The organism is Enterococcus sp. DIV0183, from assembly GCF_050541505.1.
GTDB classification, from domain to species: domain Bacteria; phylum Bacillota; class Bacilli; order Lactobacillales; family Enterococcaceae; genus Enterococcus; species Enterococcus faecalis.
Map to the genome: position 1 here is coordinate 2,478,552 of NZ_CP172932.1, position 22,589 is coordinate 2,501,140.

At 37.7% G+C, this 22,589-nt stretch carries 22 protein-coding genes; 5 read left to right on the forward strand and 17 right to left on the reverse strand.

Features of this window, described 5'->3' with window-relative positions:
• Positions 1-6 precede the first annotated feature (6 nt).
• Positions 7-4,125 (reverse strand): EF3023 family LPXTG-anchored polysaccharide lyase, encoded by a 4,119-nt coding sequence (locus tag IGK72_RS12015; protein WP_080480259.1) that lies wholly within the window; start codon positions 4,123-4,125, stop codon positions 7-9.
• Between the two features lie 580 nt (positions 4,126-4,705).
• The gene (gene rlmH / locus IGK72_RS12020; protein ID WP_002355021.1) at positions 4,706-5,185 is read right to left on the reverse strand and encodes a 23S rRNA (pseudouridine(1915)-N(3))-methyltransferase RlmH; all 480 of its coding nucleotides are present in this window, start codon (positions 5,183-5,185) and stop codon (positions 4,706-4,708) included.
• Between the two features lie 400 nt (positions 5,186-5,585).
• Here rlmH and IGK72_RS12025 point away from each other — a divergent pair, with 400 nt between their 5' ends.
• Positions 5,586-6,884 (forward strand): S1C family serine protease, encoded by a 1,299-nt coding sequence (locus tag IGK72_RS12025; protein ID WP_070416083.1) that lies wholly within the window; start codon positions 5,586-5,588, stop codon positions 6,882-6,884.
• 46 nt (positions 6,885-6,930) lie between these two features.
• Here the strand turns inward: IGK72_RS12025 and ytpR are convergent, their stop codons facing one another.
• From ytpR to pepA, 4 genes are all read right to left on the reverse strand, one after another.
• Entirely contained in the window at positions 6,931-7,551 is a 621-nt protein-coding gene (gene ytpR, locus IGK72_RS12030; RefSeq protein ID WP_002361057.1) for a YtpR family tRNA-binding protein, read from the reverse strand.
• 210 nt (positions 7,552-7,761) lie between these two features.
• Positions 7,762-8,217 (reverse strand): universal stress protein, encoded by a 456-nt coding sequence (locus IGK72_RS12035; RefSeq protein WP_002385249.1) that lies wholly within the window; start codon positions 8,215-8,217, stop codon positions 7,762-7,764.
• A 147-nt stretch (positions 8,218-8,364) separates the two neighbouring features.
• A complete protein-coding gene (locus IGK72_RS12040) occupies positions 8,365-8,679 on the reverse strand; it encodes a thioredoxin family protein (RefSeq protein ID WP_002355015.1) in 315 nt (104 codons plus the stop codon).
• 11 nt (positions 8,680-8,690) lie between these two features.
• Complete coding sequence (gene pepA, locus IGK72_RS12045) at positions 8,691-9,767, reverse strand: glutamyl aminopeptidase (protein WP_002355013.1); 1,077 nt, start codon at positions 9,765-9,767, stop codon at positions 8,691-8,693.
• A gap of 306 nt (positions 9,768-10,073) precedes the next feature.
• Here pepA and IGK72_RS12050 point away from each other — a divergent pair, with 306 nt between their 5' ends.
• Together IGK72_RS12050 and IGK72_RS12055 are read left to right on the forward strand one after the other, a co-directional pair.
• Entirely contained in the window at positions 10,074-10,415 is a 342-nt protein-coding gene (locus IGK72_RS12050; RefSeq protein ID WP_002355012.1) for a PepSY domain-containing protein, read from the forward strand.
• Positions 10,416-10,733: 318 nt separating this feature from the next.
• Positions 10,734-12,389 carry a peptide ABC transporter substrate-binding protein gene (locus IGK72_RS12055; RefSeq protein ID WP_002355011.1) on the forward strand — a complete coding sequence of 552 codons (1,656 nt, stop codon included), beginning with the start codon at positions 10,734-10,736 and terminating at the stop codon, positions 12,387-12,389.
• Between the two features lie 37 nt (positions 12,390-12,426).
• Here IGK72_RS12055 and IGK72_RS12060 read toward each other — a convergent pair whose 3' ends face one another.
• Together IGK72_RS12060 and IGK72_RS12065 are read right to left on the reverse strand one after the other, a co-directional pair.
• Entirely contained in the window at positions 12,427-12,978 is a 552-nt protein-coding gene (locus tag IGK72_RS12060; RefSeq protein ID WP_002370077.1) for a DNA-3-methyladenine glycosylase I, read from the reverse strand.
• Between the two features lie 76 nt (positions 12,979-13,054).
• Positions 13,055-13,831 (reverse strand): peptidase C39 family protein, encoded by a 777-nt coding sequence (locus tag IGK72_RS12065; RefSeq protein WP_165548668.1) that lies wholly within the window; start codon positions 13,829-13,831, stop codon positions 13,055-13,057.
• A gap of 216 nt (positions 13,832-14,047) precedes the next feature.
• Here IGK72_RS12065 and IGK72_RS12070 point away from each other — a divergent pair, with 216 nt between their 5' ends.
• Entirely contained in the window at positions 14,048-14,410 is a 363-nt protein-coding gene (locus IGK72_RS12070; protein ID WP_002354999.1) for a hypothetical protein, read from the forward strand.
• Between the two features lie 119 nt (positions 14,411-14,529).
• Here IGK72_RS12070 and thiT read toward each other — a convergent pair whose 3' ends face one another.
• From thiT to IGK72_RS12085, 3 genes are all read right to left on the reverse strand, one after another.
• A complete protein-coding gene (gene thiT / locus IGK72_RS12075; RefSeq protein ID WP_002354998.1) occupies positions 14,530-15,105 on the reverse strand; it encodes an energy-coupled thiamine transporter ThiT in 576 nt (191 codons plus the stop codon).
• A 162-nt stretch (positions 15,106-15,267) separates the two neighbouring features.
• Positions 15,268-15,921 (reverse strand): PepSY domain-containing protein, encoded by a 654-nt coding sequence (locus tag IGK72_RS12080; protein WP_002385242.1) that lies wholly within the window; start codon positions 15,919-15,921, stop codon positions 15,268-15,270.
• Between the two features lie 77 nt (positions 15,922-15,998).
• A complete protein-coding gene (locus IGK72_RS12085) occupies positions 15,999-16,784 on the reverse strand; it encodes a hypothetical protein (RefSeq protein WP_002354996.1) in 786 nt (261 codons plus the stop codon).
• 233 nt (positions 16,785-17,017) lie between these two features.
• Between IGK72_RS12085 and IGK72_RS12090 the strand changes: the two genes are divergently transcribed.
• Entirely contained in the window at positions 17,018-17,752 is a 735-nt protein-coding gene (locus IGK72_RS12090) for a class A sortase (RefSeq protein ID WP_002354994.1), read from the forward strand.
• Positions 17,753-17,799: 47 nt separating this feature from the next.
• Here the strand turns inward: IGK72_RS12090 and IGK72_RS12095 are convergent, their stop codons facing one another.
• The 6 genes from IGK72_RS12095 to mreC all read right to left on the reverse strand — a co-directional run bounded on the left by IGK72_RS12095 (position 17,800) and on the right by mreC (position 22,496).
• Positions 17,800-18,030, reverse strand: coding sequence for a hypothetical protein (locus IGK72_RS12095; protein WP_002383277.1), 231 nt, complete (start codon positions 18,028-18,030; stop codon positions 17,800-17,802).
• An 88-nt stretch (positions 18,031-18,118) separates the two neighbouring features.
• The gene (locus IGK72_RS12100; RefSeq protein WP_002365336.1) at positions 18,119-18,589 is read right to left on the reverse strand and encodes a low molecular weight protein-tyrosine-phosphatase; all 471 of its coding nucleotides are present in this window, start codon (positions 18,587-18,589) and stop codon (positions 18,119-18,121) included.
• 40 nt (positions 18,590-18,629) lie between these two features.
• Positions 18,630-19,199 (reverse strand): TetR/AcrR family transcriptional regulator, encoded by a 570-nt coding sequence (locus tag IGK72_RS12105; RefSeq protein WP_002354991.1) that lies wholly within the window; start codon positions 19,197-19,199, stop codon positions 18,630-18,632.
• A gap of 177 nt (positions 19,200-19,376) precedes the next feature.
• The gene (locus IGK72_RS12110; protein ID WP_002394023.1) at positions 19,377-20,798 is read right to left on the reverse strand and encodes a CHAP domain-containing protein; all 1,422 of its coding nucleotides are present in this window, start codon (positions 20,796-20,798) and stop codon (positions 19,377-19,379) included.
• 331 nt (positions 20,799-21,129) lie between these two features.
• The gene (gene mreD, locus IGK72_RS12115; RefSeq protein ID WP_002354987.1) at positions 21,130-21,639 is read right to left on the reverse strand and encodes a rod shape-determining protein MreD; all 510 of its coding nucleotides are present in this window, start codon (positions 21,637-21,639) and stop codon (positions 21,130-21,132) included.
• Complete coding sequence (gene mreC, locus IGK72_RS12120; RefSeq protein WP_002383273.1) at positions 21,636-22,496, reverse strand: rod shape-determining protein MreC; 861 nt, start codon at positions 22,494-22,496, stop codon at positions 21,636-21,638. Before mreC ends, mreD begins: the two co-directional genes overlap by 4 nt.
• Between the last annotated feature and the right edge of the window lie 93 nt (positions 22,497-22,589).

The following is a 22,589-nucleotide window of genomic DNA, read 5'->3' on the forward strand; positions in this document are numbered from 1 at the left end:
AATTTTTTACTTCTTCGATTTACTTTTACGAAAAACTAAAAGACACCCACTGGCGATAACTAGAAGACCAATAATCACAAGCGAGATCGATTTCTTTTCTCCTGTGCTCGGTAAAAATTGGCTAGCTTTTCTGAAACCACCTTGGCTTGATGGCTTAACTTGTTTCGTACCAGTTTGATCAACTCCTGTACTAGTATTTAAGTGTCCATTATTCCCCCCATTTTTTTGCTCCTTTTTATTTTCCCCACTATTTTTCAATGTTAATTGCTTCACCGCCGAACGTAGCTCTGCTTCTGCTTGGTCTACTTCTGCTTGTGTCGCTGTTGTTTGATCTGCCACAGTTTGTGCTTGTTTCAATGCTTCACTGTAGACTTTCCAGCTACTTGCGGTGTAGTCTTTTTCTTGGTGTTTCTCGTTTTCTTTGATGATTTTCAACAAGTTGGTTTTATCTACTTCTTTAGTTGGCACTTTTACCAATTGCTTCACTGCCGAGCGTAGCTCTGCTTCTGCTTGGTCTACTTCTGCTTGTGTCGCTGTTGTTTGATCTGCCACAGTTTGTGCTTGTTTCAATGCTTCACTGTAGACTTTCCAACTGCTTGCGGTGTAGTCTTTTTCTTGGTGTTTCTCGTTTTCTTTGATGATTTTCAACAAGTTGGTTTTATCTACTTCTTTAGTTGGCACTTTTGCCAATTGCTTCACCGCCGAACGTAGCTCTGCTTCTGCTTGGTCTACTTCTGCTTGTGTCGCTGTTGTTTGATCTGCCACAGTTTGTGCTTGCTTCAATGCTTCACTGTAGACTTTCCAACTGCTTGCGGTGTAGTCTTTTTCTTGGTGTTTCTCGTTTTCTTTGATGATTTTCAACAAGTTGGTTTTATCTACTTCTTTGGTTGGTACTTTTGCCAATTGCTTCACTGCCGAGCGTAGCTCTGCTTCTGCTTGGTCTACTTCTGCTTGTGTTGCTGTTGCTTGATCTGCCACAGTTTGCGCTTGTTTCAATGCTTCGCTGTAGGCTTTCCAGCTACTTGCGGTGTAGTCTTTTTCTTGGTGTTCTTTTTGTTCCTGAATTAATTTTTCTAACGCTTCTTTCGTTACTTCAGGAGTTGTTTTAACAGTGATTGAACGCGAGCTGCCATTTAACCCCGCACTATTTAAAGTGATAATATTTTGGTCAACAGAAATTTCTGGGTCCGCTGCGACTACTTCAAGAATGCCCTTATCAAATTCAATAGAAACGGATGCATTATTTTGTAAAGGATTCGCAAGAGTTAAGCGATAAACACCGTTATCAATTTTTTCTGAAATAACCGACATTGGATCATACGCATACAGTCCTGCAATTTCTTGGTCATTATTCCATGTATTCATCATGACATAATTACCTGCTTCAATGGCTTGTAAGTTTGCTGTATTTTCTAGAACAGTATAGCCTTTGTTTTTAGAAAGAGCTGCGATTTCTTCATTCGTTTTCCCAACCACTGTTAAATATTCGTAAGTACCATTTTCAACAGTCTTGCCATAATTTTTACTAATTTTAGCAAATGTATTTGTATAGGTTTTATCATTAACAAAGTATTCGTTAATATCTCCGTAGCGACCAGAGCGTTCTTCTATTTGAACATCAAGCGTATTCATTGAATTAGGAAAAACATAGCCAATGTTATTCAATGGATTCGCTGCGCTTAAACTAATCCAAGAATTATCTTTGTCTGAACCTTGGTTAAGCTTCACTTCCTGTGGATGAATCATCCGATTATCGAGGATTGTTTCAATCGAAGCATCTGTCGTACCAGTAATGCCACTTCCCAAATTAATGATTTGACCATCTAATAAGAACCAAGATTTTTTAGCAACTAAGTTCATTCCTTCATTACTTTTATCTAAAAACATTCCTATAGAGGCAACCTGTCCATTATTTGAGCCACCTACCCATGACTGGGGACTGCGTTTCCCTGTATAAGCACCATTTGCCAATTCTCTTGTATCAACTGTCGTTCCTGGTAATCGATATGGATCAACCGTTGCCCAATATCCTTCATCAAACTGAGCAAAGTCTTGATTGTATAAATAAAGCATGCCGTCTGCTGTATGCCAGCCTTTTTTATTTTCCGTATTCCCAAATTCATAGTTTCCGACACGTTGTGAATACATACTGATACCCACCGCATATTCGTTATTTTTCTGTAGGACTCGATCCATCGAACCATATACATTTAAAGATTGCATTGGTGTCGCTTGGGCAGGTGACGCACTATTCACCATATTTTTCAAGTCAATTAACGCTTCAAAATCTCTTGGTTTTTTAAAGAAATGATAGTATGACCCACTTTGTTGAAGCCATGTTTGGATAGATGTATAAATGTCATTTCTTAAATTTTCTGGTGCAAATTTTGCAATTAAGGTTAAATTAGCTATTGTTTCTTTACCCGATTCAAACTCTGTAGTAAAAGGATTCGTTTCTGGCGCTCTGGAAATACTTCTACCAGAAACCATCGATGGCATTTTTCCATTTACCATCAATTGTAAGTAACCTTTATCAACAACATTAAATAAATTACTAATGTTAGGGTCATTCATCTCCCAGTCGGAACCTTGTAAAATAGTCTGAATTCGTCCAAACCCTTTTAGCAACTCATTCCCGTAACTGCCGTTGTACGGAAAATAACCATGTTGAATCAAGGAACCATCAGGATATAAGCCATCACCAGAGGAAACACTTTTTAAAACGGACGGAACAGCTTCTTGTACTTGTACTAGGCGTTGATTATCTTCTAACAAAAGTCCAGTACCTAAAACGGTGATTGAAATATCTGTTAAGTTAGCCCCTGTTGCACGATAAATTGGCCATTGTATGTTTGGATCTTTTGCATACAGCATCAGCGGAGCAGTAAATTTATTTAATTTTTCTGCATCTGTATTCAATAGGTCATCATGTAATAAAATCAATGTATCTGTTAGCGGCTGCGCGGAACCAATTTGCCAATCCCACCAGTTACCTGTGTAATACGTTCCATTGTATTTTTTTGTATCAATCATAAATTCAATGCCTTTAACAATCGCATCATAAACTTCCGATTTTTCAAAAAGCTCACTTGATGGTTCATAGTAGCCTAACGCTAATTTTTTAATATTGGTAAATTGAGTCGTGTAATCAGCAGACACTGTATCCGATGGTTTTCGTTCCCACAGATACCCACGATCTGCTGCTTGATTAAGCGTTTGCCACAATGCTAAACTCTCCGTAGCAATCTGGGCACGATACTGTTGCACATCTGCATCGTTATCATACTGCGTAGTACCCAACAATCGCATTTTCCATTTTGCTCGCATTTCCGCATATTGTTTATTTTCTGCTACAACAGTCACAGGAATTGTATCACTAATTTCTGTTCCTTTAATTTTGACTGTTACCTTCGCTTCACCACTCTTAACTGCTGTTAAATTACCCGTTTGGTCAACCGTCACAATAGTAGGATCACTACTTGACCACTCAATCTGATCTTCTGTAATATCTACTCCAGCTGGTGACACTTCAAAGGCTAGCTGTTGCTTTCTTTTTTCACTAATAGTCAGGTTCTCTGTTAAAAGTTTAATCGCTTCTGGCAGTCGTTTTTTTTCATATGCTTCAAACGAAATAATACTTGAACTGTAAAATTGCTTATTTGTGTGTTGCCACATTTTCATCTGCTGATATTTTACAAAACGTGCTTGTACATTATTGCCATCAATATATTTTTTAGTAGGTTGGCCACCTTGCCCATTCTCTTCTTTAAAGATAGATTGATAGCTTTCACCATCTGTTGAAACTAAGATTTCATACACAGGACTTTCTGCATGCAACTGTAAAACGAGTTCGCCAATGTTTTTTACTTCACCCAAATCAACAATTAACCATTGTTCATCTTGCTTATCAGCGGACCAGCGTGTTGTTTCATCGCCATCAACAGCTTTTTCGCCAACAAATTGAGGGTATTTCCAATTCTCTCCAATTTTTCCTCCTTCCACACCAGAATATGTCACTTCTTTTTGTAAAAATAAATCAGTTATTTCTTCTGCAGAGGCACTCATCGCAGTTAGCGAGAAGCCTGTAAGCATGAAAGCAACAACGACTATTATTTTTTTAATCATATTTTTCCCCATATCTTTCTATTTTTAAGCAACCAATCCGACTTTTCCAAACACTTTTTTCTGATAATTTAATCAACTTCCTCCTCTACTAAGTATTCTATATAAAAATTAGGCATGAAAAGACAACCTAAAGTAATTACTTCAGACAGACTTTTCATGCCTAGTTTTCCCTAGTCACATGAAATATTATACATATTTACGCTTTCGCTTTAAGGTAATTTTTGGTTACTGTCAATAGCGTTTTCTTCATTCAAGAGCTTATTCAACTTTTCTCGTTAAAAATATTGATTTTTATGATAATCCCTTAATTTTTTCTCATTTTAAAATAATAATCATGGGTGCTGAACCTGTTTCTGAGGCACAACAATCGGACAATTTTAAAAAAAACGAGAGGAATGACCATTGTTTTTTGCCATTCCTCTCATTTTTATTTATTGTTTGAACGGTAACGTTTCTCTCAATCCAGTTTGATTGAATTTTTTTATTTTCTATCAAACAAACAGACTAAAGATATTTTACTTCATATGTTTTTCAAGCAATGACTTGATTCATAGAACTTACTGAGCAACCAGCCTACTTCCTATTTATGATACGGTTCCCCTTTCATAATCCGAAAACCGCGATAAATTTGTTCAACTAATACCAAACGCATTAACTGATGTGGATAAGTTAAGCGGCCAAAAGAAATTTGTTGGTTACTTCGCTGAAGGACTGAATCACTGAGACCTAAGGAGCCACCAATGACAAAGGTTAGATTACTTTTGCCACTAATCCCTAATTGTTCAATTTCTTTTGAAAATTCTTCACTAGATAATTGTTTGCCATTAATGGCTAAAACAAAGACGTATTCGTTGTCATTAATTTTCCCCAAAATACGTTGGCCTTCTTTTTCTTTGACTTGAAGCATTTCAGCGTCACTGAGTTTTTCTGGGGCTTTTTCATCTGGTACTTCAATGATTTCCATCTTGGCATAGCTATTTAAACGTTTCAGATATTCATTAATGCCTTGAATCAGGTATTTTTCTTTCAGTTTTCCGACTGTTACTAGTTTAATTTTCACCTATTCCACTACTTTCTCGTTTTCTCTTCTTTCTTATTTTAGCACGAAGTTTGGCTACTTTCCACAACGTTTCCACATACTTATACACATATACACAGAGTTATCCACAGAACAAACTAAAAAATTACTTTATTTAACAGCTTTTTCAATACAAACACATATTCGCCACTGATTTGTCCACATTATCCACATTCTGTGGATAACTTTCTTAAAAACTATACACAGAGTTATTCCCGATTTGTTCACATTTTTCTGTGTATAACTTTTTCATTCGTATTTTTTCTGTAATTTTTCCCTAAGTTGTTCATAAAAAATTCAAAGCTATTCGATAGACTAAAGGAGTAGGAAACAGATATACTTAATATAGAAAATTCAGATGCACTTATTGGGAGGTTATTTTATGCAACGAAAAGATGTTACACCTAATTCAGATAAAAAAAGTTTATTGCAAAAATTTGAGATTGGTTTAGCTGGCGGCTTACTTGGTGGCGCTCTTATTCTAGGAGGCGCTTATTCTGGGATTATTCCCACACCCAACGGCGGAAATAATGCGGCGACGACGACGTCCACTAATCACGGCGACACAAAAGTCAGCAATGTGAGTTACAATGTTTCTAGCGATGTCACAAAAGCCGTGAAAAAAGTTCAAAATTCTGTGGTTTCTGTCATTAATATGCAAAGTGCTAGCAACAATTCTTCGGCAGATGATCCTTTTGGGGGATTGTTCGGTGGGAATGAAGGTACTCAAGACTCTTCCGGCAACAATGGTAACGATTTAGAAGCAGCCAGTGAAGGTAGCGGGGTTATTTATAAGAAAGATGGTAAAACGGCTTATGTCGTGACAAATAACCACGTCGTAGATAAAGCGCAAGGATTGGAAGTTGTTTTATCTGATGGTACCAAAGTGAAAGGCGAATTAGTCGGAACCGATGCTTACACGGATTTAGCCGTGATTAAAATTTCTTCCGACAAAGTTGATCAAGTCGCTGAGTTTGGGAATTCTAGTAAAATCACAGTCGGTGAGCCTGCTATTGCGATTGGTTCCCCTCTAGGTTCTGATTATGCTAACTCTGTCACACAAGGAATCATCTCTTCTGTGAATAGAAATATTACCAATAAAAACGAGTCTGGTGAAACCATCAATATTAATGCCATTCAAACCGATGCTGCCATCAATCCAGGAAACTCCGGTGGTCCACTAATCAATATTGAAGGACAAGTCATTGGAATTAACTCAGTAAAAATTGTGCAATCAACTAGTCAAGTGAGCGTTGAAGGGATGGGCTTTGCCATTCCAAGTAATGACGTAGTCAACATTATCAACCAATTAGAAAAAGATGGTAAAGTGACGCGGCCAGCTCTCGGGATTACGATGTCTGATTTAACAGGTATCTCTTCACAACAACAAGAACAAATTTTAAAAATTCCAGCTTCTGTAAAAACTGGCGTAGTGGTTCGTGGCGTTGAAGCAGCGACCCCTGCTGAAAAGGCTGGATTGGAAAAATACGATGTTATCACGAAAGTTGACGGCCAAGACGTAAGCTCTACTACAGATTTACAAAGCGCGCTTTACAAGAAAAAAGTTGGCGACAAAATGGAAGTGACTTATTATCGTGGTTCTAAAGAAATGAAAGCAACCATCGATTTAACCATTGATAAATCAGCTTTAACACAACAAAATAATCGCAGCAATCAATAAAAGAAAGAAACGACCTGTTGTTCAAACAACAGGTCGTTTCTTTCTTTTATTCTCCTACCGCAAATGCAGAACCAACTTCTGCATCAAAAGGCAATTCTAAGATTCCTTTTTTAGCAGGTGCATTTGGTAAACGTAATTCTTTTGCTGAACAAATCATTCCAAAACTTTCTTCCCCACGTAAAACCCCTGGCCAAATCATTAAACCATCAGGCATCATTGCGCCTGGTTTGGCCACAACTACTTTTTGTCCTGCTTTGATGTTCGGTGCGCCACAAACAATTTGTAAGATTTCGCCGTTGTCTACTTCTGTTTGTGTGATAGATAAATGATCTGAATCTGGGTGTTTTTTACATGATTTGACAAAGCCAACCACAATTTTAGGGGTGTCGTCTTTTTCAAGGGTTTCTGAAAATCCCGCATCTTTAATCGCTGTATTGACTTTTTCGATTTGTTCGTCTGTTAAAGTCACTTGGCCGGTGCCATTAATGTCACCTAGAAGCGCTGAAGCATTGAAAATATTCCAAGCTACCACTGTTTCTGGCGCCTCAACTAAACTTACACGTGCCACATCGCCGACACGTTTTACTTGGTTTTCCGCACCTTGATCGTCCGCAACGATGACAAGTAAGACATCGCCAACGTGTTCTTTGTTATATGCAAAAATCATTTCTGTTCCTCCTCTGTCGTTTTCCTGTCTTATCTTATCAAAAATTGACCCCTTGTGCATACTTTTTTGTCGAAAAACTAAAAGACTTGGAAAATATGTCGCTACGACTTATTCTCCAAGTCCTCAATTTTGAGTGACAAGCCGCTGATCCTTTGAAAAAACAAAAGAAACGTAGGGTCAACTCTCTATTCAATCAATAACTTTTTTTGCTTATTTTTCTTCAGAGTGAACAATTAAGACATCGCAAGGGGCTTGACGAATAATGTAGCTACTGACGCTTCCCATGACCACACGTTCGACTGCGTTTAATCCTGATTGTCCCACCATAATTAAATCAACATTGTATTTTTCAGGTAATTCATGACTCATGACTTCTTTGGGTGAACCAAACATGGTAACTGTTTCAACATTATGAAAATCAACGCTTTCAGCATACTTTTTACAATCGGCCATTAATTCTTCCGCAGCGGCTGTTTCTTGATCAATTAATTGATCATTTAACGTCGAATACCCCATCATTGTATACACTTGATTTTCTAAAATATTTGCAACAATGACTCGGCTTCCGTTTCGACGAGCAACCTCAATTGCACGTTCATAAGCTAAATTGGCTTGATCACTACCGTCTACGCCGACAAGAATATTTTTATACATTTGTTCTTCCATTTTCGTCACCTTCCCGATGGAGGCTGATCTAAAAGGCTTCTTTGACTAAGAATCTAGAGTTAAAAATGAATTTAGGACCCTTGCGCAGAACGCCCTTTTGTCCAGCTGATTCTCTCTTAATTTAATGGTTCCTCTGGTTCATGAAAATTAGCCTAAGCTAGTTAAAAATGCACTGATTTCTTCTTTTGTTTTTCGGTCTTTGTTTACTAAGCGTCCTAACTCTTGACCGTTTTCAATTACGACAAAACTCGGAATACCAAAAATATTCCACTCGGCAGCCACGTCAATAAACTGATCACGGTCGACTTCGATAAATTGAAACGCTGGAAATGCTTCTTCAATTTCAGGCATGACTGGTTTAATGAAACGACAGTCTCCGCACCAATCAGCCGTAAAGAAGAAAACATTTTTACCTTTTTCAACATAAGTTGCTAGTTCTTCTAATGAATTGGGATAAATCATTTAAACATCCTCTACTTTCCGTAAACAATTGTATTAACTGTTGATTTATCCAAGCCACGTAATGCTTGTAACAACATTTCCCGCGCTGCTTCATAATCCGCAATACTAAACATTGTTTGATGCGTATGGATGTAACGACCACAAACGCCGATGACTGTACTTGGTACACCATTATTAGTTGTGTGCGCTGCCCCAGCATCCGTTCCGCCTTTAGAAACAAAATATTGATACGGAATATTGTGTGTCGCTGCTGTATCTAATAAATATTCACGTAAGCGAGGCAATGTGATCAAACCTGGGTCGAAAATCCGTAATAACGTTCCTTCACCTAAATGACCATACGTCCCTTTTTTCGTGTGAATATCATCTGCCGCTGAACAATCCACCGCAAAGAAGATATCTGGATTAAATTTATGAACAGATGGTTTAGAACCACGTAAACCAACTTCTTCTTGTACGTTTGCTCCAGCAATTAATGTGTGGCCTAATTCTTCATTTTGTAACGTTTCCAATGCATCTAATACCAACGTACAACCATAGCGGTTATCCCATGATTTACTGATAATATTTTTGCCATTGGCTGTTTTAATCGTTTCTGTTTGTGGAACAATGGAATCCCCTGGACGAACACCAAAGCTTTCAGCTTCTTCTTTTGAAGAGAATCCTGCATCAAATAACACATCAGAGACTTCTAATTGTTTTTGACCACTCGTACCACGCAACAAGTGTGGCGGAATAGATGAAGAAATACATGGATAGTTCCCTTTACTTGTTTTTAACGTAAAACGTTGTGCTGAAACAACATAGGGATTCCAGCCACCTAAAGGAACCACTTGGAATAAACCATTATCGTTAATTTGAGTTAACATGAAGCCAACTTCGTCCATGTGAGCTGCTACCATTACGCGTGGCGCTGCTTCCACTTTTGAACGTTTAATCCCAAAAATACCACCTAAACCATCATATTGGACATCGTCCACTAATGGGGTGATATGTTCTTTCATGTACGCGCGAATGTCGTCTTCAAATCCGCTGGTTCCTTGTAATTCAGTTAATTCCTTGATTCGTTGAAATGTTTTTTCTTCCATAGATGTATGTCCTATTGCTTTTGATTTGTTGGAAATTACGCCAACCAAGCGTCACTTTTTCTCTAAAAAGTCACTTTATCCTGTCGATAAAAATAGGTACTCCTTTCATATGATTTCACTCTTATTATAACGCAAATACTAGAAAATGCACATCGCTTTCTCTTTTTAAACGTGACAATGAGAATGTCCTAAAAGAATGATTGAAAAACTTTTTTTATTTCTCAGCGGCCCCTTCTCTATGGTAAAATAAGAGTGATACTGACAAAAGTAATAGTAAGCAGAAACCGACCAAGGGAGGTCATACAAATGAACGAAGAAAATGAGTTGACATACTTTAAAGGCGGCTTAGCGCTAGGCGTTGGTCTTGGTTTAGTAGGCGGCATTGCCTCAACCTTGTTCTACCATAAGAAAAAAACAATCTCCGCTGATCTCGTCTTAGAAAATGTAAAAGCTGCTTTTTTAAAAGAAGGACCGATTGAAGGTTCGTGGATTGAGTTTGAGAAAAAGCCCTTGCGGAAATTCGCCATCCACTCCAAAACATATACTGGAGGAATTTGCCGCATTGAAGACGACGGCATTGTTCAATACGAATTCACTGCAGATGCCTACACAGGAACTGTCATTGACATCCAACGATTAAAAGATTAAAAAGATTGTTACAAAAGCACTTATTTGCTTTTGTAACAATCTTTTTTTTTTCTCATTTGTTTTTTGTAAAAGGGATGTTTATTTTATGTCAAAAAAATCAAATCAATGATGAATAAATACTCAAAAATCGAATGTTTTCTGCATGGAAATCAGCTTAAATCTTTACTTATCAACGTTTGTCCACTTTTTTCATAAAAAAGATTAGACATTTTTTAAAAATTGATAAAAGAATAATCATTTCTAACGATTTTTTAATTTCTCCTTTTCATTTTTACATTATACTGAGAGTATTGCTAAAAATGAAAAGGAGCGTGTCAAATGAAGAAATCTGTTTTATTTACTTCATTACTTGTATTATCAAGCTTAGCTTTAGCGGCCTGCGGCGGTGGCAGTGACGATAAAGGAGCAAGCAACGGCGGCAGCGACAACCAAGTATACACAATGGTTGAATCCCAAGAAATGCCTAGTGCCGATCCGTCCCTTGCGACAGATGAAGTGAGTTTTACCACTTTAAATAATGTCTACGAAGGAATCTATCGTTTAGATAAAGACAACAAACCCGCGCCTGCTGGTGCAGCCGAAAAAGCGACTGTTTCAGAAGACGGTTTAGTTTACAAAGTTAAATTACGTGAAGAATCAAAATGGTCTGATGGCAAACCAGTTACTGCTGCAGATTACGTTTACGGTTGGCAACGAACAGTGGATCCTGCTACTGCTTCAGAATATGCCTACATGTTTGAACCAGTAAAAAATGCTGAAAAAATTTCTAAAGGGGAACTACCTAAAGAAGAATTGGGCATTAAAGCAATCAATGATCATGAATTGGAAATCACTTTAGAAACAGCAACACCATATTTTGACGATTTATTGGCTTTCCCTTCTTTCTTGCCACAACGTCAAGATATCGTTGAACGTTTTGGTAAAGATTATACAAAGAGTAGCGATAAAGCAGTCTACAATGGTCCGTTTACGCTAACTGAGTTTGATGGTCCCGGAACAGATACTAAATGGTCTCTAACTAAAAATGAAGAATATTGGGACAAAGAGACTGTCAAGTTAGATAAAGTCGCTATCAACGTGGTGAAAGAAGCCCCAACTGCCTTAAATCTTTATGAAACTGGTGAAGTGGATGATACGTATTTATCTGGCGAACTGGCCCAACAAATGCAAAACTCGCCTGACTTGGTCCAATTAAAAGCCGCTTCTTCTTTCTATTTAGAAATGAATCAAGCAGATGAAAAATCACCATTGACCAACGCAAACTTACGTCGTGCTATGTCTTATGCCATCGATCGCGATTCATTAGCTAAAAACATTTTAGCCAATGGCTCTCTTCCTTCACAAGGCTTCGTTCCTGTGGATGTCGCGAAATCACCAAAAACGGGTGAAGACTTTGTTAAAGAAGCCGGCAGCGACAAATTAGTCAAATACGACAAGAAAAAAGCTGTGGAATACTGGAATAAAGCGAAACAAGAACTTGGTGTTTCCAACTTAACGGTTGATTTAATGGTAGACGACTCTGAAGGCGCTAAAAAAATGGGCGAATATCTTCAAGGATCACTGTCTGATACTTTGGAAGGCTTAAAAGTAACTGTGACGCCTGTCCCTATGGCTGTTCGCTTAGATCGTACCTTAAAAGGGGATTTCCAAATCGCTGTTCGTGGTTGGAGTGCCGACTATTCAGACCCAATTAACTTCTTAGATTTATTAGAAAGCTCAACTTCTAATAACCGTGGACGTTACAGCAATCCTGAATACGATAAATTCATTGCTGCGTCCAAAACCACAGATGTTAACGATCCTGAAAAACGCTGGGAAGATCTAATCAACGCTGAAAAAACAGTAATTGCTGATATGGGTGTTGTGCCAATTTACCAAAAAGCAGAATCACACTTACGTGCACCAAACGTGAAAGAAATTATTTATCATCCAACAGGTGCTAAATACGACTTCAAGTGGGCGTATAAAGAATAGAGTAAAGGTCTCCTTCAATTTTGAAAGGAGACCTTTATTATTTATACTGACATGTTTCTAAATGATCATTTACCAAACCCGCCGCCTGTAAAAAGGAATAGACTGTCGTGGCACCTAAAAATTTAAATCCTCGTTTTTTTAACGCTCGACTAATCTGTTGCGATAATTCCGTGGAGGCTGGAACCTCTTCTGGGTGCTGCCAGTGATTAACGATTGGTTGCTGATCAACAAAGTTCCAGAGATAGCGATCAAAGGAGCCAAATTCTGCCTGAACTTCTTGAAAAACTTGCGCATTCGTAATGGTCGCTTGAATTTTTAAACGATGACGAATCACACCAGGATTTGCTAGTAAAGCTAAAATTTTTTTCTCATCATATTGCGCAATTTTCCGATAATCAAACGCATCATAAGCTGCTCTGAGCGTTTCTCGTTTATTCAAAATAATCGCCCAGCTTAAGCCCGCTTGCATACTTTCCAAGGTCAATAACTCAAATAACTGTTGCTCTTCATGAACTGGACGTCCCCATTCATCATCATGATAGGCTTGCATCTCTTCAGTTGTATTCGTTGCCCAAGTACATCGCTCCATTGTCCTGCCTCCTTTTATTTGCTAAAAAAGATGCGAACAAAGGGTACTGCCTGTTGTTCCACACCTTTTCTTATTCCTAATAAAATGCCCAGAAGTTTAACGCTTCATTCATCACTTCTTCGGCTGTAAATGTCCGTTTTGAATGGCACTTTTCTTCTGAATCGTTTGGATCATTAATCCAGAAATCGCCTTTTTCATCCACACCACTCATCACCATAATGTGACCAGTTGTAGTGAAATAGCCCGGTTTTACAGAAATAATGACTGGATGACCTTCCTTCAAGAAAGCTGCCACTGTTTCAATATCCCCAATTTCTTGACAGTTATAGCCTTTCATTTCAGCATATGCACTAAAAATAGACCACGCCGTCCCTTGTCCTTCCATAAAGAAGTCATTTTTTGCCCAAGCTAACACATCCAGAGGGGTAACTTCTTGGTGATCCATGTATGAACCAACCATTGCAAGCGACACAATCGCACAGCCATTAATTTCGATTGTATTCGGCTTATCCACATTGCCAAATCCGTATGCGGTGTCTTTCCATTTAGCATCTGTCTGCAATTCTAACGGCAAATCCAGATGTCCATTATATTGCTTCTTTTCAATTTCTTGATTGACCTGTTGTCCATAGCTTAAAGGTTTGACTTTTTTCTCAATTTTAACTGGTGCTGGTTCTTTTGTTTTACTTGATTCAGCACTAGCTTTGACATATGAATCATCAAACCAACTTGAAAACCCACCTGATTTCATCGGCGAAAACTGCGCTAACAACCCGCCAAAGCCAAACGATACCAACAACACCGTGAGAACTTTTTTTTGGTAACCTGATGGTTTTTTTGACATACTATTCATCCTTTTCTATCTATTGACTACATCCGATAATCTTATGTATTTCTTATATGCTCACACATTATACTACTTTCTTTTTCGAAAAACAGAAACGTTGGTAAATTCTCATAATTATTGAAGGCGAACATATTTTCTTGAATTTTATCACAAAATTAGGTAAAATACAGGTAATTAGTCATTTGAGTTTTATTCTATTTTATTCGTAAAGGAGGCAGAAGAATGGATCAACATAAAGCTACCATCAAGAGCATTTCTAAACTGATTACGCTCTCTTCCCAACATTTCTTTTCGGCATTTTTAGAAGATTCTCAAGATCAAAAGAATAAAGAAAAGGAACGCAGTGCGCTTTTACAAGAGCTCCAAGTCGCTGCCGCCCAAAAATCCTTAGTGGTCTTACAATTGAAAGAAGTCCCTACAGCGCATAAATTCGAAACGGTGATCGGCTGGATTGTCTCAAAAAATATTTCGGACAATATCGTTGTTCGTTTACAAACGGATGAACAACAGTTGCGCATGATTCCTGTTGCTTCTGTCATGAAAGTCAGCACGTTAGCCAATCGTCACCAACGTCAAATTCACTAGAATATTGAAGTCTTTATAAAATAAATGGAAACCACCAACCCTGGCGATTGCAGGTTGGTGGTTTCTTTTATTTATGACTTTAGTCAAAATCCCATGAAACTTCTGACTTAGGACTCAACTTATTTCTTAGGAACAAATAATTGCGGTGCTACTTTTGCCAATAAGCCTAGAACTAGACTTACATACAAACAATTGACGACGGTACTTGTACCGTTTAGAACAAAGGAATAGAGATATGGGCTCATTCCTTCTGGTGCATACATGCCCCAAACCAATACACCCGCCCAAAAATGCCAAAACCAGCGGGCGAAGACTGCGACAACACTTCCTAAAATAATCGTACGAATGGCTGATTTTAAACGATTCGCTTGAAAATACAGTTGAATTTTTCTAGCGAATACGCCACCCATTCCTCCAAACGCAAAAGCAAAGGGATATTCAAAAATAATCTGTGGAACGGACAAGAAATTTTTCATGGCTGTACCGAGAATAATATTTAACATGCCCCAAACAAAGCCTGCTGCAACTCCAGGAAGCAACCCACGACGAAACGAATAAAGAACTAATGGGACCATTCCCAACGATAGGTCCAAGCCACTATTGGCAAATTCAATCGGTAAAAAAGAGAGGGCCATTGCCATTGCTGCGACGACTGTTCCTTCTACCCAAATACGTAAATCCATTTTTCTAGCCAAACAAATTTCCTCCTATGTTCTGACGCTCTCAACCACTAATACATCGTTATTTTACCATAGGGACTTTAGAAAAACACGTTTGTCGAACAAGCAAAAAAATAGCTGATCAGCATTTAAGGGAATCAACTCCTACTCAAACGCATGCCAGCTACTTTTTATCCATTAATCGTCCCGCTCAGTTGTCAAAATTTTACCAGAATGAGCATCGATTTTTACCTCTATTTTTTGTTGGCCCTCTTTCACTTTCACTTCCCAATAGGTGATTCCTAATTCTTTCTCTAACTTCCAATCTGTTGCCTGGCCGACTTTCGCTTCTTTTTCAGCCAAGGTTGTGGCTTGTTCTCTGGAAATGATATTTGTTAAATCAAGTGCCTCTTCTTGCATTTTAACGCCATTTTGTTCATCGGCATCCAAGGTTTCAACTTTTTCTTTTGTGAATTCGCCTGTTTCTGCGTTCACTTCAACTTGATATTCTTTTTGCTGATCCACGCCTTCTATTTCATAAAAATAACGGCCAAAATCTGTATCTAACTGCAGACTTGTTATTTTAGCTTCTGGATATTTTTTCTCAAATGCTGTCGTTACTTTTTCTAAAGAGACAGCTACCGCACTTGTCTTCTCTGATGTCGTCGTTGCTTCTTGTTGTACGGATGAACTTGTTTCAGTAGTTGATATTACTGTTTCTTTTTGTTCATTTGTTGATGAAACAGCTGTAGGTGTTTTGGATGTACAGCCAGCTACCAAAAAGAGTGCCAAGCCAGTCATAGAGCCATAGAGTATTTTTTTCATTAAACAACCTTCTTTCCTTTTTATCATTTTATTATACTTGATTTCTCATCCAAATCATAGCTACAAAAAAAAGCCCTACTTTAGTTGATAAAGTTAGAGCTCTCTCAGCCTTCATGGGCCAACATAAAAATTTCACCGAAATCATTCTCTTGTTCAATGTGCCAAATGCGTTTTTCACTATTATAGACAAGCGTTGCCAAAATTTCTTCTTTTTGGTAAGAGGTATTTTTCATCTTGCTAAGTGAATCTTCCACCAAGTAAATAGGAATCCGATATTCTTCTTTATCCACTTCCGTTTGTTGGAAGCAAAAAATAACACCTTCTTGCAAGATACCTTTCATATTTTTAAGTAATTCAGGACTTAATTTTTCGACAGGCGTATTTCGTTTAAAGAAGGCCTTTTTCTGGTTGACTTTCTCTAAAACAACACGTGTAATTTTATCAGCAAAGATTCGATAAAATTCATCAATATAACGATAATAGACACGCGTCATCTGATCTGCAAATTCAAAAAAGACAAAATCATTTTGTAGCTTATAAAAGAAAGGCGAATGCAAACTATTCTTCATGTGTCCAAAATAAAGAAGTTCCGAAATTTCTAATGGCGTTAGCTCTTTTAGCATCGTCACATCGGAAAAGTCAATCCATTTAATCTCTTCAGTCATCCAACGACGTTGTAGCGATTGAAAATAGCGATTGACGCTTTCTTCTCCGCGAATAATTTTCAAGCCTGAATGCATATCGTATTCGCCAGCTTCGGCAGAAGGATCTAATAATAGTAAGTTCTGTGGATGATGCACAATTGAACGAACAAAATCGGAATGGGTAATTCCTTTAGATAAAACCGCGTTGCTGGTTACATCTATATGTACATAAATTAAATCAAGCAAATTCCCATCTCCCCTCTACTAGCCTCCTTACCATTTTACAATATTTTCAAAAGAAAAGCTTGTTTCTTTTACTTTAAAATTCCATTACAAAATGAGGATTTTTTTGAAAAATCAATCGGCTCAGTTGTTTTTTATTAAATTAAGGTCCGGCCAGCTTACCTATTCCCCAAAGAAAATAAATAGGTTTTTCAAATAAATTGTGGTAAACTTGATACATTAAAAGGAGGGAGAATATGCGCCCAAAAGAGAAAAAAAGAGGAAAAAATTGGTTAATCAACAGTTTATTAGTTTTACTATTTATCATTGGCTTGGCCTTAATTTTTAACAATCAGATACGCAGTTGGGTGGTTCAACAAAATAGCCGCTCGTACGCCGTTAGCAAGTTGAAACCAGCCGATGTGAAGAAAAATATGGCTCGTGAAACAACGTTTGACTTTGATTCAGTTGAGTCCTTGAGCACAGAAGCGGTGATGAAAGCCCAATTTGAAAACAAAAACTTACCTGTGATTGGTGCCATTGCGATACCAAGTGTCGAAATTAATTTGCCCATTTTTAAAGGATTGTCAAATGTCGCTTTATTAACTGGTGCCGGGACCATGAAAGAAGATCAAGTCATGGGGAAAAACAATTATGCCTTGGCTAGTCATCGAACGGAAGATGGCGTTTCCTTATTTTCACCTTTAGAAAGAACCAAAAAAGACGAACTCATTTATATCACTGATTTATCTACTGTTTATACATACAAAATAACTTCTGTAGAAAAAATCGAACCAACCCGTGTTGAGTTAATTGATGACGTTCCTGGTCAAAATATGATTACCTTAATTACCTGTGGCGATTTACAAGCAACGACGCGAATTGCTGTTCAAGGAACATTAGCAGCAACGACGCCTATTAAAGACGCCAACGACGATATGTTAAAGGCTTTCCAATTGGAGCAAAAAACCTTAGCCGATTGGGTGGCTTAATAAAAAAATCCTTGAAAAGTTTTGACACTTTTCAAGGATTTTTTGCTTTATTTCATCGCTTGACGTTCTTGCTGTTTCAAACGAGCAAAACCATAACGAATACCTGCAAATAATAAAACTAACGGAGATAAGAAAACAGAGATCATTAACCATTCACTTGTATACATACTACTAAAAGATAAATGATACGTGACAGCATACACTAGCGGCAGACTCATTATCAACAATAAATAATACAAACTCAATTCAAAAACATAGGATAAATAACTACTGTTCATCTTACTTCCCTCCTGTCTCTTTTTCCCTGAACAATTTGTTAACACTATTGTACCAAGGGGAAACAGAAAGTACTATCGGACTATAGTCCTAATCTTTCAGCTGTGCTTTTATTTTTTTCAACCATTCTGAGGTACCTGCTTCCACTAAGCGGTAAGTTTCCTCAAAATCACCAGTATAATAAGGATCAGGTACGTCCATGGTTTCTTTACCAACCACAACTTCCATAAATAAATGAATCCGCCGTTGCTCTTCTTGAGGAGCTAATGCTTTTAGATCTGCCACATTATTCGCATCCATCCCAATGATATAGTCATATTTTTTAAAATCACTTGGCTGGATTTGTGTCGCCCGCATTCCTTGATAGGAAATTCCTTGTTGCTCCAAAATTTTTCTGGTTCCCTTATGTGGCTGACTGCCAACTTCCCAGTGACTAGTAGCTGCTGAAAATACTTGAATAGTCGATTCTAAACCAGCTTGTTGGACTTTCTGACGAAAAATCGCTTCTGCCATTGGCGAGCGACAAATATTGCCTAAACAAACAAATAACACAGTTACCACAACGTTTCACTCCTTCATAAAACTTTTTATCCTTCACACATTACTCATTGGCTTCTTGTTCATACAAATGATAAGCCATAAATTCTGTATCTTTCGCTAAACGGAATAATTGCGTCGCCATTTCCAAAGGAGTCTGAGGATATTCCTCAAGAATCCATTTCGTTAAGACGCCGCTACATCCATAGGAAAAGAAATTCGCATAAAATTGTTTGTCTTTATCTGTTAAATGGTTCTCAACATCGACTTGTTCAAATAATGATATAAATAAGCGATTGGTCGAAGCGGAAAAAACATTAAGAAGAACTTCTGAATCTGAGGTCACCGTTGTATAGTAAAAATGACTCTTCTCTTTAATCGCTTTTAATAACTTCAGGGCTTGTTCCTCCCAGTTTTCCAAACAAATATCTGTTTCTAAGTAAATCAATGCATCGTGACGATAAATCCAACGTAATAAATCATATTTATCTGTAAAGTGATAATAAAATGTTTGGCGATTCAAGCCCACTTTTTTGGTAATATCTTGGACACTTATTTTACGAAAATCCTTTTGTTCACATAATTCTATTAAAGCTGAAGCGATTGCTTGTTTTGTATCGTGCGTTCCGCTCATGCTGATTCCTCCGCTCCTAATATGTATATACCTCTATAATTGCAAAAAAACGGCCAGATTACAATATTTTCAGATACATTTTATGCATATATTTAAAATTAAATGAATAAAAAAAGCGGCAACTAACGATTTTTGTTAGTTACCACTCCTTGTTATCAATTATTAATAGATGACTATTTAGCCTGGAAAACGCCATACAACAGCGCGGAATCCTGCTGGTGGTGCTGGTGACCAGTTAGAGTTAGAAGAAACATAACCAGAACCTCCTGGGTTGTTCGCTTCAACGATTTGGACACTTCCACCACTTACACCTGTAACTAAGACAGTATGCACGCCACCAATCCAGCTATCTGGACTATAGGCACTTTCATATTGAACAACATCGCCTGGTTGCACGTTACTCCAGCTAACTTGTGTTGCGCCAGAAGCAACATAGCCACTGTTTGGACCACCATAACCGAAGTTAATACCGCCTGCCGCTAGCCAGCGACGAACAGATACTAAACATTCGCCTGGTTGATTCCAACCTGTTGCATAAGAATTACCAACATCTGCTAAAGCTGCATTAATTGCGGCTTGTTTTCCTGAAGTCACGCCACCATTCCCTGGTTTTGCTTCATTACCTTTTTCAGGAGTCGTTGGGTTAGTTACAGGAACTTCTTTTTCTTTTTCAGGTGCTGCTGCCACAGGTGTTGTTACAACACTTTCTGTTTCAGTACTTGAAGTTGTTGTTTCTTGCGTTGTGGTACTTTCAGTAGTTGTTGATGATTCTACTGCTGGTGTTGCGGCTTTTTCTTCAGCGGCTGATGCTGCTGCCTCATTGGCTGCTTTTGTTGCTTGCGCTTGCTCTGCTGCCGCTTTTTGTGCTGCGGCTTGTGCTTGCGCTGCCGCTTGTTCTTCTGCTTTTTTAGCAGCTGCACGTTGGCGTGCTTGTTCTTCTGCTAAACGTTTTTCCGCTTCTTTTTTCTGTTTAATGAAGCCGTCTTTTTTCCCTTGTTCTTCAGAACGTTGCGCTTCTAAATCATTTTTAGCCACTTCTTGTTGAATCTTCAATGTTTTTAATGATTCTGTTTTGTCATTTAGTTCTTTTGTTGCTGCTTCTAATTCAGCAATTTGTTTTTCAACATTCTTTGTTTTCTTTTCAACAGTCGCTTTGTCTTCTTTTTGTTGTTCTAGTAATTCATTGTTGGCGCTCATCATTGTTGAGACCGCTTGAACGCGACCAATTGCATCTGCTACTGAATCTGCATCTAAGACAGCATCAATAATTGAATCACTTTGACCATTCACTTGGACATCGCGTGCTTGTTTTGTCATTTGTACTTCACGTTTTTGAATACGGACATTCAAATCAGAAATTTCACTATATAATTTAGATACTTCTGATGATAGCTTGTTCTTTTTAGCTGTTAATGTATCGATTTGTTTGGCCGTTTCAACCATATCATTTTCAATCGCGGCAACTTTTGCTTCTGCATCTGACATTTGGCTAGTTAACGCATTAATTTTTTGATCTTGTTGTTGAATCTTTGTATCGTATTCATCTGCAAATGCTGCGGATGGCAACGCTACGCTTGTTAATGTAATGGAACATACCATTAGAGCCGATAATACACTTTTCTTCAATCTGTTGTCCTCCGAAAATCCTTTTTTGTTAAGCTTTTTTATTATTTATTAAAATTTGAATAAATTTCTCTTTTTCAACGATAGAGCAATTGTAGCATAGCTGTATGTCACTGAGATAATATGGATGTTACAGTAATATTTCAATTTTCTTCTTGTAAATGACAAAAAAAAGCTTCACTTTTTTCACAACTTTCTTCAAGGCTCCAGGGTAAGCTTCTCATCGTTTTGTTATTTAAAGAAAATAAAAAAAGCGAAAAATGCTAACAAATGAGCATTTTTCGCAAACGAACAAAATTTCCAATTTTTATTTTACGGAAAACAGTTTTTTCAGCGGATAAGATAAAATAACATACCACACCATGTTCAATAGCAGTGTAGGGCCCAACACACGTGTAATAAATAAAATCGGGCTGACATCCGCTAAATGAAAGGCCACTTGAATCAGTACCGCAATCAGTTCATACAACGTGGTAAAAATAACGATCCCAAAAAAACCAGTTAGTAAATTTGTTTGAATTACTTCTTTAAATGTATACATCAACATAACCGAAAGTGTCAGTGCGACTGTATAAATCCCGATAATGCCAATGTAGTAGCTATCGCAAATAAAGCCTAAAATTAACGAAGTAATTAATAAATAACGTTTAGAAAAATTAGGAACGGCAAACATAAACGCAAGTAATAACAGATGAGAACTGGCGAAGTAAACATTACTTGTCCACGTTTCAAAAGACTTTGTTAAATGAGCATCAATTAACATTAAGAAAAACAAGAGAATAGGCGTGACGTATTTTAAATACTCTTTCCGAATCATTCGCTTTCCCCTGCCGATCTTTTCACGACCGTCACAACGGAGATCCCATAGACATCCGCATAAGGTTTCACATACACTTCACGATCTAAACCAAAACTATCTGGTTTCACTTTAATAACTGTCCCTACCGCTAAATCGGCTGGGGAATTACCACCTAAGCCAGAAGTCTGAACGACATCGCCTTCTTTCAGAGTGGCATCGCCAGTTAATTGTGACACAATTAATGCATTCGTCTTATTGTCGTAATTTTTAAGTAAACCAAATGATTCGCCATTTGCGGAAGTTACTCGCACAGGGAAATGGTTCGAGTTAACATTTTTAGACGTTAGTAGTTCCACTTTTGCAGTCGTTGCATTGACTTCAATAACACGCCCCACTAACCCTTTTTGCGCCATGACCGCCATGCCCGCTTCAATGCCGTCATTGGTTCCTTTATCGATAATTAATAAGTCTTGCCAAGTATCCGGCGAACGCGTAATGACATTCGCAGTTACTTTTTCATAGTTGGCTAACGTTTCGTTCAGATTCAATTCTTGTTTTAAACTATCAATTTCGCGTTTATAGTTATTGTTTTGGACAGCTAATTCATTATAGCTATCAATTTTTTCTTTTAGACGTTCGTTTTCTTTAAACGTGTTAATTAAATTGCCCATTGAAGACAAGCCATTTTCCACCACACGAGCTGGAAAAGAAATCACACGGTCCACCATACTAACGCTATTATTGACGCCACCTTGAACGACATTGGTTTTGCCTTTTTCAGAACGTTGCGCAGCAGTTAAACTAATAATGGTTACTAAAATAATGACTAAAATTAAGGTAATGATTATATTTTTATTTGGATTAAATTTTTTCACAAAGACACCCCAGATATTCTTCAGACTGATAGTATTAATTTTACCACTAATTGACTATAAACAAAAGAGTTGGCGATCGTCTTTAGCTTTTTT

What these genes read in the sequence shown, in the direction of transcription:
- IGK72_RS12065 (WP_165548668.1), bottom strand. Translation starts at nt 13,831, where the DNA reads ATGAATAGTATGTCAAAAAAACCATCAGGTTACCAAAAAAAAGTTCTC.
- IGK72_RS12070 (WP_002354999.1), top strand. Translation starts at nt 14,048, where the DNA reads ATGGATCAACATAAAGCTACCATCAAGAGCATTTCTAAACTGATTACG.
- mreD (WP_002354987.1), bottom strand. Translation starts at nt 21,639, where the DNA reads ATGATTCGGAAAGAGTATTTAAAATACGTCACGCCTATTCTCTTGTTT.
- IGK72_RS12015 (WP_080480259.1), bottom strand. Translation starts at nt 4,125, where the DNA reads ATGATTAAAAAAATAATAGTCGTTGTTGCTTTCATGCTTACAGGCTTC.
- IGK72_RS12025 (WP_070416083.1), top strand. Translation starts at nt 5,586, where the DNA reads ATGCAACGAAAAGATGTTACACCTAATTCAGATAAAAAAAGTTTATTG.
- IGK72_RS12090 (WP_002354994.1), top strand. Translation starts at nt 17,018, where the DNA reads ATGCGCCCAAAAGAGAAAAAAAGAGGAAAAAATTGGTTAATCAACAGT.
- IGK72_RS12095 (WP_002383277.1), bottom strand. Translation starts at nt 18,030, where the DNA reads ATGAACAGTAGTTATTTATCCTATGTTTTTGAATTGAGTTTGTATTAT.
- pepA (WP_002355013.1), bottom strand. Translation starts at nt 9,767, where the DNA reads ATGGAAGAAAAAACATTTCAACGAATCAAGGAATTAACTGAATTACAA.
- IGK72_RS12050 (WP_002355012.1), top strand. Translation starts at nt 10,074, where the DNA reads ATGAACGAAGAAAATGAGTTGACATACTTTAAAGGCGGCTTAGCGCTA.
- IGK72_RS12055 (WP_002355011.1), top strand. Translation starts at nt 10,734, where the DNA reads ATGAAGAAATCTGTTTTATTTACTTCATTACTTGTATTATCAAGCTTA.
- IGK72_RS12110 (WP_002394023.1), bottom strand. Translation starts at nt 20,798, where the DNA reads ATGGTATGTTCCATTACATTAACAAGCGTAGCGTTGCCATCCGCAGCA.
- ytpR (WP_002361057.1), bottom strand. Translation starts at nt 7,551, where the DNA reads ATGATTTTTGCATATAACAAAGAACACGTTGGCGATGTCTTACTTGTC.
- IGK72_RS12060 (WP_002370077.1), bottom strand. Translation starts at nt 12,978, where the DNA reads ATGGAGCGATGTACTTGGGCAACGAATACAACTGAAGAGATGCAAGCC.
- IGK72_RS12035 (WP_002385249.1), bottom strand. Translation starts at nt 8,217, where the DNA reads ATGGAAGAACAAATGTATAAAAATATTCTTGTCGGCGTAGACGGTAGT.
- IGK72_RS12105 (WP_002354991.1), bottom strand. Translation starts at nt 19,199, where the DNA reads ATGAGCGGAACGCACGATACAAAACAAGCAATCGCTTCAGCTTTAATA.
- IGK72_RS12080 (WP_002385242.1), bottom strand. Translation starts at nt 15,921, where the DNA reads ATGATAAAAAGGAAAGAAGGTTGTTTAATGAAAAAAATACTCTATGGC.
- IGK72_RS12040 (WP_002355015.1), bottom strand. Translation starts at nt 8,679, where the DNA reads ATGATTTATCCCAATTCATTAGAAGAACTAGCAACTTATGTTGAAAAA.